This window comes from Paenibacillus sp. FSL R10-2734, from assembly GCF_037963865.1.
Lineage (GTDB): Bacteria > Bacillota > Bacilli > Paenibacillales > Paenibacillaceae > Paenibacillus_AQ.
This window is the reverse complement of sequence record NZ_CP150170.1, coordinates 3,703,468-3,716,292: the sequence shown is the minus strand read 5'-3', so window position 1 is coordinate 3,716,292 and position 12,825 is coordinate 3,703,468. Positions and strand designations below refer to the sequence as shown.

Sequence of the window (12,825 nt, the reverse complement as noted above, 5' to 3'; positions counted from 1 at the left end):
GCTATAATCGTTACGAGATGGTTTGGGAGAGATAAGTATGAGCATAACAACTAAAGAAAATGGACCTATATTAGAAGGATAGCGCCTAATCGTCCATAAACCGCGTGTTTCCTTCACAAGTGAGGATACATCTAAAAATGACAAATTATAATGTAAGTCCGATGATGGATTATTCAAAGGAACAAATTTCCGAGATTGAATTACTAGAAGAGCATTGTAAGCAATACGAACAGATTAACTTAAGGGTTGGCATTGAGCATCTTGCAAAAGATCACGCCTACCTATGCCACCATAATGAAAGGTTAATTGGTCTTCTCAGTTGGTATACTTCTGACGGAATCGAAGCGAATATTAACGGAATGGTACATCCTGACTATCGCCGCCAAGGGGTATTTCACGGCTTACTCTACCGCGCACAACAAGATATGTCGTCACAAAGTATACGCTCGCTGCGTTATCGGGTCGTTACAGGCTCCAGTTCCGGAGAGGGTTTTGTACAGCATATCGAAGCATCCCATAGTAGTTCTGAGTACTCTATGACGTTCTTGAAATCACCGGACAGGGAAGAACAGAGCCCTAGAATTATTCTGCGTCCTGAAGAAGCGACGGACTTTGAATTTGTGAGTATCTGCTTCTCCGCTGCTTTTAACGAAACTACGGAATGGACACAAGAATATCTCGCCCACACACAGGAGCTAAGCCGCGTCACCTATCTTGCTTTTAGAGATAACGTACCTGTAGGCCTAATTCGAACGAATGATTTAGGAAATGGTACGGCTGTTATACATGATTTTTGTGTACTTCCTTCCTTACAAGGGCAAGGCTTAGGACGGGCAATTCTAGTACATGCAGTAGATCTTCTGCTTTCGATTCCTTTTACACACATCCGCTTAGGCGTAGTCACAAATAATGAACATGCTCTAAATTTATATCTCAGCGTTGGCTTTGAAATCACAGCTGAATTTCATTATTACGTTGTCGGGATTAGATACACGAATAGAAGGGTGTCCCATTTTGGGCACCCTTCTTTTTTGCTTACGGCTATCTTCCACTTAATTCAATCTATGAACCCATATCAAAAACAGCTTACACAGGTCTATCGTAAATTGCTGTTCAGAATATATAATAGATACTATATGGAATAGAAAGGAAGTTGATTTTTTTATGAAATTTGATGATTACCGCTACGAGCGACCAGATGTAGAGAAATTCAAGCAAGACTTTAATACCCTGCTGAAAGATCTCAACGACACATCACCTTTAGAGGTACAAAAAGCTTCTATTACCGCCATCAACAAGCTTCGCAATGAGTTTGATACTATGCAGACATTGGTTAGCGTTCGCCATTCAATCAATACTACGGATGAATTTTACAAAGCGGAACAGGATTTCATGGACGAAATCGGACCTGTCGTTCAGGAATACATAACCGACTACTACAAGGCACTCGTACATTCCAAATATAGAGCCGAGTTTGAAAAGGAATGGGGTGCGCAGTTACTCCAGCTTGCTGAAGTTTCGCTGCGGACATTTAGTCCGGAAATCATTGAAGATTTACAATTGGAGAACAAACTTTCAACAGAATACTCCCAGCTTATTGCATCCGCCAAGATTCTTTTTGAAGGTGAAGAGCGTACACTGCCTCAACTCGCACCTTTCGAATTGTCTACAGACCGCGATATGCGTAAAAGTGCTTCAGAAGCTCGTTTTGGTTTTATGTCCGAACATGAGGCTGAGTTTGACCGCATCTATGACGAGCTAGTCAAGGTCCGTGACCGCATAGCTAAAAAGCTTGGATACAGCGACTTTGTTCAGCTTGGTTATGACCGAATGATGCGTACCGACTATAACGCTGAAATGGTTGCTAATTTCCGCAAACAAGTACTGGAATATATCGTACCTGTATCCCAGCAGCTTAAGAACCGTCAAACTGAGCGCCTGGGTCTCGATGAATTGAAATATTATGACGAGAACTTTAGCTTTAAGACCGGGAACGCTACCCCTAAAGGAGATCCAGACTGGATTGTAGCTAACGGTAAGAAGATGTACAAAGAACTCTCCCCTGAAACGGATGAATTCTTTAACTTTATGTTGGACAATAATCTGGTGGATTTAGTAAGCAAAAAAGGTAAACAAGGCGGCGGATATTGCACCTATTTCAGCCAATACCAAGCCCCTTTTATTTTCTCGAATTTCAACGGAACCTCTGGGGATATCGATGTCCTAACTCACGAAGTAGGCCATGCGTTTCAGGTTTATGAAAGCCGCAATATTAATGTGCCAGAATATGCTTTTCCAACCTATGAAGCATGTGAGATTCATTCCATGAGTATGGAATTTTTCGCTTGGCCGTGGATGGACTTGTTCTTTGAGGAAGATGCCGACAAATACCGCTTCAATCACTTGTCTGATAGTCTTCAGTTTATTCCTTACGGTGTTTCTGTCGATGAATTCCAACATTTTGTTTATAGCAACCCTGAAGCAACTCCTGCTGAACGCAAGCAGGCTTGGAGAGACATAGAGAAGAAATACTTACCGCACCGTAATTATGAAGGCAACACTTATCTGGAACAAGGTGGTTTCTGGCATAAACAAGGCCATATCTTCGCCTCGCCGTTCTACTACATTGACTACACACTAGCACAGCTATGTGCCTTCCAGTTCTGGAAACGTTCGAACGAAGATTTCAAAACCGCTTGGAGCGATTATTTGGAGCTATGCCAAGCTGGAGGAAGCAAGTCTTTTATCAAGCTGGTTGAGCTAGCTGGGCTGACTTCACCTTTTGAAGATGGCTGTATTAGCTCCGTTATTGGGGATATTGAAGGCTGGCTGAACAGCATTAATGATAAAGAGCTTTAATCCATTCTCTGATAAGCTCATCACAAAAAAGCAATCCTTGCCTCATGGCTTGGACTGCTTTTTTTAAGTTACTTGCGCTTATTTTCTGCTTTTTGGATATTCTCAGCCACTCTATACTTCACGATCTTACTAATTAATTCATAGGGCATCGGTTGATTAATAGGGAATTGAATGGACCCTTTGGCTCCTTTATAGCCTGACAATTCTTCCTTAAAAGCATCAATTCCATTAGGCGTTGGATAAAATCCAATATGGTTTTTGAAAGCAGCAAAATGCACCAGATTTCCGTGCAACTCAAATGTAGGCATCTGATAACTAATTTTTTCCTTTGCTTCTGGTGCCGCTTCTTTTATAACTTTTCTTATTGTACTAAGAATCTCCTGAATCTCAGGTGGAAACTTGGAGATATAGTCATCGATCGATTCATACGTAGTTTTGCCTTCCACGATAAGTCCCCTCTCAGTTTCAAATGCACTGTTAACTTTGATGAAGTGCTGTCAAAGCCTCGTCTTCTGTACGCTTGAACAATATTTTATCACCTTGATTACATTCGTAAATAAAATCATTCAGACTTTTACTATTATAGCCAGTAAAATCCCCTACAATAGCAACTCGCATCTGATAGGTTGTATATTTCTGAAGAATCTCTCCAGCAATTCCCGACTTTAACTCAAAAAAATCATCCGTGATTTGTTCTTTTCTTAGAATCATTTTATCGCATTCTTGGTATTTCACGTTTGCCAATAGATCCAATGCATCATTTACATTATGGATTACGACACCCTCACTAGAGATCAAAGTAACTGCTGAATTATCTTTACGGTTTATTGTGATTTGCATACTAAATTGCTCCTTTTTCAATAAGAAATTCCTTAACCTTATGGTTTCCTTGTTGGATGGCTACAGCTAATACTGATTCACTGTCTTCAATTTTTGCATGGATGTCAGCTCCATGTTCGATTAACAAACGGATCAACTCTACATTATCAGCATGAAAAGCTGCCGAATGCAACGCAGTATGTCCATCACTGTCAAAAATATTAGTGTGAGCTCCCTTTTTCAATAATAGTTGGATAAGATTCATATCCCGCTCCCCAGCAATAGCAGCATGAAGTGCAGTATTGGAAGGAATGAAACTAATCTTGGAATGGGATACCGCATCAATGTCAGCTCCGAAGTCTAATAAAACCTGTACCGCCGCCTCTTTACCAAAATGTGCTGCATATCCCAAAGGTGTAAGTCCCTCTTTATTTTCTGTATTTGCTAGAGCCGGATGGAATTCTAGAATTTCTTGCAGCCGTGCAGCATCGCCTTGTTGTGCCGCCTGAAAAACTTCATTAATGCTTTGCCGTAATTCCATTAGATTTCGCCTCTTTTCTATTGATCAAGAAATGATATAGCTTACTTTCTGGATAGTTACACCTATTTCCTGCTATAAAAAGAAAAGAGTATTCATTCAATGATAATCGAATGAATACTCACTTGGTCAACTCATCTGCAGCATTTTAAATTAAATCAGACTTTTGAAGTAGCCGCTTAACGATCGCTGCAACCTCTGCTCTGGTCATATGATCCTTTGGAGCAAGCCCATCACTGCTTCTTCCCATGATAATTCCTGCCTGTAAGCAGTCAATAATTCCGCTAATCGCCCAGTTAGACGCATCAGGAGCATCTGCATATGGGGTTAACAATCCGTCAATGGATTCACCAGAAAGCTTAGATTTCAATTCAGTCACTCTCATCGCTTTGGCAACGATAGCCATCGCTTGTTCACGAGTAATTTCGTCATTTGGACGGAACATACCATCTTCAAATCCATTGATTAATTGATATGCAAATGCCGTGTTGATTGCACCCTTGTACCAATCCGTAGATTTCACATCCGCAAAAGATGTTGCAGCTTGATCCAATTCAAGTCCGAGACCACGTACAACAACTGCCGCAAACTCTGCACGGGTAATGGCTTGGTCAGGAGTAAATTGGCCATTGCCAGTTCCCTCGATGACTAATCGGGAACCCATATCATTCACTGCCTCTTTGGCCCAGTGATCAGTAACATCGCTAAATTCAAGTGGATGCCAGATTACAGAATAAGTACCGCCACTAAGGCTGTTGATGGTAGCAAAGTATTTACCGTCAATAACAACTACTTTAGTAGGTACATGGTGTACTCTTCCATCAGCATCAACGTATACTCCAGTTGTGATCTTGTTCGGATCCATTCCCTCAGGAATAGCAATGGTACGTTTTACATGCGTATTGAATTGAGAAAGCTCAATGCTCTTATCGCCATAAACTCCTCTAGCCGTAAAATTAACGGGTGCGCTAACCAATGAAAATGATCCTTTTTGAGCAGCAGCTTCTAAAGCTTTAACTTCATCGGCTGTAGGTGTACTAATTTCAATCTGTATCTTAATATCTTGTAAAGCAACAGACTTGCCGATCTGCTCGGATAAGGCGTCTAAGTTAATCTGCCCAGCAGGTAGTGTAAATGTCGCACCTCCGGCTTTAATTTCAAGTACTGCTTGATTCCCCTGCATATTTTTAACCATTTCACCGTTTAGTTCGCCAATCATAACATCAGATTGTCGATTGGAAGAGATAGAAACCAGCGCACCTTTACCTTCAGCGGCGAGCTTGTCTTCCAGCTTCTTCTGATCTAAAGCAATAGTGGTTAACGTTTGATCATTTCGTTTACCATTCGCAGCAGTTCCCACGGTTTCAGCTTTACCGTTGATTAGAATGGAAGCCTCATTTACCACTGGTGCCGGCGTTGCTGATGGAGTTGGTTGCGAAGGAACAACGACATCGTTACCAGATGATGCGCTCGGGATGACCGCGTTTGACTCCGCAGATGATACACTGTTGCCAGCCTTATTGATTGCCTGTACCGTGAAGGTATAGCTTGTACCATTCGTCAAACCACTGATAGTAATCGGACTTCCATTACCCGTAACCGTCAACCCTCCCGGGTTAGCCGTTACAATATATCCTGTGATTTCGCTTCCCCCATCGTTCACCGGAGGTGTAAAGGTGATAATCGCTTGACCATTTTCTGCGTTTGGAGTAATGGATGTTGGAGCACCCGGTACTGTAATTGGCTTCACAGGAGCTTTAACATGAACTGTCGTTGAAGCCGTATAACTTCCATCTTTGGTTGTTACAGTGATAATTGCTGTCCCCACACTAATCGGAGTGACCACTCCGTATACCACCTTAGCTACAGTTTCATCGCTGGAACTCCAGTTGACTCCCTTATTCGTCGCATCAGCAGGTGCTACTGTTGCTTGCAGAGTTTCCTTACCTTCTCCCACTGTTAAATCCAGTGTGGTCTGGTCTAATGTTACTCCGGTTACGATAACAATTGGTGGCGTAGGTGCTGCCACATTCACTGTCGTTGAAGTCGTATAACTACCATCCTTAGTCGTAACGGTAATAGTTGCTTTCCCCTCACCAACAGGAGTTACTACACCGTTCACTACTGTCGCGATGGCTTCATCGCTGGAGCTCCAGATCACGTCTGTGTTCGTTGCATTCGCAGGTTCGATCGTCGCGACCAGCAACGCGTCAGCTTCACCAGCAGTTAAATTGAGCGTATCTTGATCAAGCTTCACTCCAGTTACGTTCACAACGGGAGCACTCACAGTAACGGCGGAATTCGCAGTATAACTTCCGTCTGTAGTCGTTGCTGTAATAATGGCATTACCTACGCCAACCGGAGTTACCACTCCATTCACAACTGTCGCCACAGTTTCATCGCTTGAGCTCCAGATCACGGTTTTGTTCGTAGCATTAGCAGGTGCTATTACTGCATTTAGTGTATCTCCTGCTTCTCCCTCTATTAAGCTAAGTGATGTCTTATTCAAAGTCACACCCGATACGAGGACATCTCCGACATCATTTACTTGTACATTGAAGGTGTATGTACTACTTACGGTGCCATCTTTTACAGTAACAGTAATGACACTGCTTCCGAAGGCATTTTTCGCTGGTGTTATTTCTATCGTCCGCGTTTCACCACTTCCACTTACTTTTAGTCCAGTATTCGGAATCAGGTTAGTATTGGAGGAAGTTGCTGATACATTAAGGTCGTCTCCATCCACATCTTTAACCTTAAAGGAGCGAGATACGGATTTATTCTTATCCGTTGTAGTATTTCCCATGAAGCCTGTATCCTGCTTCCAGCTCGCACCAGTAATGGTACCATTCTTCCCTAGACCAGCCGGTGTATTGATAGCTACAATACCATCTGCTTTATTTGCTAATTTATAGTTCAAGGCTAAATTTGGCTCCGAACCCGTCAAGCTGACATTCATTTCGCGAACAATATCACTCTGAGTTTTGGCTTTACTCCAGAACCTCACGTCTCTCATTCCACCGTTATAATCACCGTCCTGAGCCCATGTGCTTTTGCCGAGCCAGTTGTTCGGACGTGGTTTGTTTCCAACCGTGCTTAAATCCATAGCCCCTTCTGCTTTAAGGACACCATCCCAATAAATACGTCCCTTCTTCTGAGTGTGATCATAAACAATCGCGACATGCACCCATTTAGAAATCGGGAAATCCTCAGTAACTTTTATATCTCCTTTATTGGTGTAAGCGATGAAATGCATTTTTGCACCTTCAAAACCAACAAAGAGATTATGGTTCTGCTCACCGATTGAAGATTCGAAAAATCTCATCCATGTATTAAAACCATTTACCTTCAAAGATCCTTCAACTGTAAAAGAATTCCCGTATAGCCCTTGATCCGGGAATGTCACATAATCGTCATTGCCGTCAAAGCTAAGATAATCCCCGCCATTTAATTCTGTCAGATAAGGTACATCGTTCACTGGGGTTACGGTAATTGTGGCAGTGCCTGGATCTTGGTTGAACGCGGCAGCTGTGGTATTCGCATTTTTTTGATAATTTTGATAGCCGCTTGCAGTAGTGTCCCATAGCTTAAATTCAATGGAAGCTGTTCCGTTCCAGTCTTTCGCTGGGACAAAACGTATTTTCTCCGATTTCAGCAGCAGAAAAGCTTTAGTGTTCGACACCGGCTCGATATTATACCAAATATTTCCCTGCGTGTTGTAATATTGCCAGGCCCCATTGGTATTATCAAAATATACAATTGCAACCCCCGTGAATTCTGGATCTAATACTTTTCCTGACAAAAGACTGGACACAACAACGCCTGCGTTGGAAGTATCATCCTCATTAATGGACGTTATCACCGCTGGGATATTCTCGATCCAACCAAAACTCGCTTTCGCACTAACGATTTGAGTCTGGATTGGACCTAGACCCTGCACCACAACTCCTGCGGCTAACGAAATACTAATGCCTATTTTCATAAATGATGGCTTCAAACTCTTTTTCCCCCTCTAGCATAAATCATGTCAACATTTCGACAATAATCGAGAGTATTATACAAAATTAAGATAAACAAAAAATAAACAAAAAAAGAACCCCCGATCGCCATCCATTCGAAGGTTCTTTTACTATATACTAGTTCATCATCTTCATAATCAAAGCTTTGAGCTTAGGATCAGGTGAAGTTCCAAGCTCCTGTTGAAGGGTCTCTTCTAATTGCCCATATCGCCGATAAGCTTCATTCATCCGTCCAAGTTCAATATACAAATGGATGATTTCCTGATGGATATCTTCTCTCAAGGGATCTAATTTCAATATTCTCTCAAAGTAATGCAACGATTGCTGACGCTCGTTCTGCTCCATGTGAGATCTAGCAGCTAGCTCCAGTAGTCCAATAAAATCCTGTTCAAGACGACGTGTCTTCCCACTGGCCCAATCGTACGCTTTTCCTTTGAGAAAGGTCCCCGCATACAAGGTTTCTACTTGATTGAACCATTCTGAATGTCTTTTTAAATCTTGTCTATTTTGCTTCAGTAGTCGCTCAAACTCATACAAATCACAATAAATACTGCGTTCCTCTATACTAATTTCGGTTCTGTTAGCTTTTATAAAGCTAGTACCGAATGCTTTCCGGATATAGTACAGGGTAGAGTTCAGATTCTTCAGTGCTTTTTCAGGTTCCAGTCCGCTCCATAACGTGTCGATAATTTCTTCCCTGCTAACCGTTCCTTTACTAATCAAGAAGGCAAACAATTCCTCAGTCTTTGGGCTTCTTAACTTGATGGGCTCTCTGTCTTGCGTACGGCGGTAAATCTTTAGTCCATTAAATAAGAGAACTTCTATGACAGGCTGAACCGTCACACCTCTGTTCATTTTTTTGATCTTTTCCAAAGTTTTAGTTAAACGCTGTGCAGTTACAGGCTTCAGCAGATAATCCACAGCACTCAATTCGAAGGCTTGCAGTGCGTATTCGTCATACCCTGTAACAAAAACCACATCAATCGATTCATCTAGTTCATGCAAAAGAGCGGAAAGCTTCATTCCATTCGTGTCAGGCATAGAAATGTCCAAAAAAGCTACATCAATCGAATTCCCCTTCACAAATTCATAGGCTTCCGTAGGATCCAGAAAAGTATCGTTTACTTCAATTTCTCCACTCTGAGATAATATCCTTTTTAAGCGCTTTACTGATAATTCTTCATCATCAACGATAATGGCTCGCAGCATACTTCAACCTCCTATCCGCTTCATATGCTGTTTGGGGATGTCAAAAGAAACCCGCGTACCTTTTCCTTCAACACTTTGTATACGAATGTTTTTTCCATAAAGAAGTTTGATGCGCTGACTAATATTCCACAGCCCTACACCTCTTTTATCTACATCTGATTTCATGATTTCCTCCAGCTTGTGTTCACTCATCCCGCATCCATCATCATCTACAACAAAGCTGACCACAGAAGGATCCGACTCTTTCACAGATATAGTTACCTTTCCTCCCCGTAAATTGGACATCAGTCCATGTCTTATAGCATTTTCTACTAATGGTTGTAGGATAAGTGGAGGAATCCGGCTATCCGTATTTGCGGTTATATCATATTCCACTTGTAATCTAGTACCAAAGCGCACTTTTTCAATATTAATATATGCTTTAACCAGCTCTAGCTCACTCTCCAAGGTGGTTAACGAATCCAACTGTTTGAAGTCAAAGCTGCTTCTCAAATACTGCGACAGCTCCAGTGTTAATTCTTCCGCCTGCTCAGGTTCTTCCACACATAATGCAGCAATTGAATTCAAGGCATTGTACAAGAAATGAGGTTTGATCTGGGAACGTAAAAAGGCAATTTCGGCATCTTTAGCTTTCTTCACAGAAGCTCTCAATCGGGTCAGACTTTTCACACGCGCCATTAATTCTTCCGCTTCAAACGGCTTCCCCACATAATCATTTGCCCCATTGTCCATGGACATTTTCATATCGCTAACTCTATTCTTCGCCGTCAGCATTAATACAGGCAGCTCAAAGGGTGTGAATCTCTCTCTAATCTTTTGCAGAACCTCATAGCCAGAAATATCCGGCATAGTAATGTCCAGAACAACGAGGAAGAAGTCTGAATTCTTCGATAACTCATCAAGTGCCAGCTGCCCGCGGTTCACAACAACAATGGAATATCCCTCTAGCTTGAACAAGTTGATCATAGATTGCAGGTTGGCAAAATCATCGTCCACGACCAAAATTGGCTCATTGATTTTACCTTTGATATATATAGGATACTCCTGGCGCGGAAAGAAAACTTCTCTATAAGGAAGAGTCTTTTCCACGATTGGGCCCGTGACTTGATTAGATGTTTGATCCCACCGTGGAAGAGTAAATATAAAGACCGAACCTTTACCTACAACAGAGTCCACTCTAATGTTCCCGCCATGTAACTCCACTAGCTTCTTGGTAATGCTTAGTCCGAGACCTGTTCCACCATGACAATGAATTTCAGCTTCGTCCACCTGCTCAAAGGCCATAAAAATACGTTTCTGCATATCCGGTGCAATTCCGATTCCCGAGTCTGCCACACGAACTTCAACCCATTCATGAGTAACTCTGGCACTAATATTTATTTCACCCTGCTCCGTGAATTTAATCGCATTATCTACGAGGTTGTGCAAAATCTGAATCAAACGGTTGTCATCTGCATGCACTGGAGGGAAATCTGAAGCGACATTGTTTACGAGAAGGATCGACTTTTCTCCGAGCAGGAACGAATGAATGCCGATGACAGAATCAATAACAGCTTTCAGATCTAGGGTGCTTTTATATAACGTGATATCCCCATGTTTCATTTTGGAATAATCTAGTAGTTCGTTTACCATATAAGTTAATCTTCTTCCACTTCCCATTACGATTGCTAGATTCTGCGCTTGCCTTTCGGTAACCGGACCCTCAACCCCATTAAGTAGTGTAGCAGTAATGTTCACTATGGCATTTAGTGGTGTCTTCAGCTCATGAGAGGTATTGGAGAGAAACTCGTCCTTAATTTTGTCCAGACCGATCAGCTGGTTTTTCATTTCATCTATCGTATGATAAGCCTCAAAAAAACGCAGAACAATCAGAACGATCATAATGATATTAAAGGCTACTATGTAAAACTGTCCGAGCCAAAGATTCTCTTTCATCGAAAGTGCAAACAGAATTACATCTATGGAGTACAGATTGATAGCAAGAATCGCTAAGAAAAGCAGCAACGATTTGATCCGGTTTACTTCTGCGCTTCTAATATACAGGATAGCTACTCTATACAACATCCAAATTAACATCAATTCATATACAATAATCACATACGAAGAGAAGAGCGTGTATGTACGAATAGGCAGAATCGCTACCAAAATTATAAAGCTGCCTAGTATAATCGTTACGAGTTGCGTAAGTTTTAAAGAGATTATGCTTTTGTGCATTTGGTAGAAAAATATAGCCAGAACAATAAAACACGATATGGAGCTAATATCCTTCACTTTGTATAACACAATGAACGAAAGATTTGGGAAAAACAGTAACAGTGAACGTTCTCCAATCAAGCCATGATAGATCGCAAGCAGTAAACAAATAATAGCAAACACAAGTAAGGAGTAATCCTTCTTACGGTATAAAGCAGCCGCCACAAAGCAGATGACAAAAATAAGCGATAATGTTCCCAATATTGCAACCGTGCTAAATTCACGGGCCGTACTCTTCTGCTGGTTCTCCAGCATAGCTGCTTCCTCACCAAAAGTAAGAGATACCGGAATACCTGCATTTACATATTCATAGTTAGAAACTTGAATGATGATCTCAACGTCACCTTTTTCAGACGAAAACAGCCCGATCTGCGGGATATTCCCCGACTGGTAATCGGCTGTACTGATTGCAGGCTTTCCATCTTCAATGAGTAGATGTCCCTTCACATATATCGCACTTGAAAAACGGATATTCGTTTTTTTTAAGGCAAACACACCGTTTACAGGTAAGTTTTTCAGCACCATCCGATAAGTAGCAGAACCGAATGCAGGTAATGGTTGTCCATCAATTACTTTGCCATTCCATCGTGAGGGGACCTCCATCCAGGCTGTTGGGGCCGGCTTGACTGTGCTTGATTCTATAAAATGCTCAGGCATTAACAGCTGGTTCCAATAGAATTCCCACTCCCCGTCTAGCTTGATGATCTTTTGTTGTTGGTAATCCCAAGTTGAAAGATCCATGCTTCCCTTCTGAACTTGATGGCGATTTACATGTTGATCGTTGTCTATTAAAAGAGAGAGTGGAATTGTTGATAACGAGAGGAAAGCAATTAAATAAATAAGTAATGTCCTTTTGAGCATCGTAGGCCCCTTTTCTATGGTGAAGTTAAGCTGCAGCATACGCTTGGGGTATCGTGCAACACTTGGATTTAACATAGGATAGCAATACAAACAAGATAGATTATAGATGACGATAAAATAATTCTATAAAATTTTCTATTTTCCTTCATGTTTCGACAAAATAAAAAAAAGGGCATCTCTGCCCATCTGACTGTAATCCATGCTTGACCTTAGGTCAGACCTAAGGTTTATAGTTAAAGTATTCAGCAAATACCCAACAGATAGGAG

Annotated in this window: 8 protein-coding genes; 2 read left to right on the top strand and 6 right to left on the bottom strand. The window is 41.6% G+C overall.

All coding sequences use genetic code 11. The features are described 5' to 3' along the window. Positions 1–137 precede the first annotated feature (137 nt). Positions 138–1,145, top strand: coding sequence for a GNAT family N-acetyltransferase (locus NSS67_RS16205; RefSeq protein WP_339314252.1), 1,008 nt, complete (start codon positions 138–140; stop codon positions 1,143–1,145). A 19-nt stretch (positions 1,146–1,164) separates the two neighbouring features. After that, entirely contained in the window at positions 1,165–2,859 is a 1,695-nt protein-coding gene (locus NSS67_RS16200) for a M3 family oligoendopeptidase (RefSeq protein WP_339314250.1), read from the top strand. A 68-nt stretch (positions 2,860–2,927) separates the two neighbouring features. Here the strand turns inward: NSS67_RS16200 and NSS67_RS16195 are convergent, their stop codons facing one another. The 6 genes from NSS67_RS16195 to NSS67_RS16170 form a co-directional block, all read right to left on the bottom strand. Then, a complete protein-coding gene (locus NSS67_RS16195) occupies positions 2,928–3,305 on the bottom strand; it encodes a DUF1801 domain-containing protein (RefSeq protein ID WP_339314248.1) in 378 nt (125 codons plus the stop codon). A 31-nt stretch (positions 3,306–3,336) separates the two neighbouring features. Further along, positions 3,337–3,699: a DUF4180 domain-containing protein gene (locus NSS67_RS16190; RefSeq protein ID WP_339314246.1), complete on the bottom strand. Its 363-nt coding sequence runs from the start codon at positions 3,697–3,699 to the stop codon at positions 3,337–3,339. A gap of 1 nt (position 3,700) precedes the next feature. Then, the gene (locus NSS67_RS16185) at positions 3,701–4,219 is read right to left on the bottom strand and encodes an ankyrin repeat domain-containing protein (protein ID WP_339314244.1); all 519 of its coding nucleotides are present in this window, start codon (positions 4,217–4,219) and stop codon (positions 3,701–3,703) included. Positions 4,220–4,364: 145 nt separating this feature from the next. After that, complete coding sequence (locus NSS67_RS16180; protein WP_339314243.1) at positions 4,365–8,213, bottom strand: S-layer homology domain-containing protein; 3,849 nt, start codon at positions 8,211–8,213, stop codon at positions 4,365–4,367. A 139-nt stretch (positions 8,214–8,352) separates the two neighbouring features. Further along, on the bottom strand, positions 8,353–9,444 hold the full coding sequence (locus NSS67_RS16175) for a response regulator (protein ID WP_339314241.1): 1,092 nt from the start codon (positions 9,442–9,444) through the stop codon (positions 8,353–8,355). A gap of 3 nt (positions 9,445–9,447) precedes the next feature. Further along, positions 9,448–12,438, bottom strand: a complete 2,991-nt coding sequence (locus NSS67_RS16170) for an ATP-binding protein (RefSeq protein WP_339314239.1) — start codon at positions 12,436–12,438, stop codon at positions 9,448–9,450. Between the last annotated feature and the right edge of the window lie 387 nt (positions 12,439–12,825).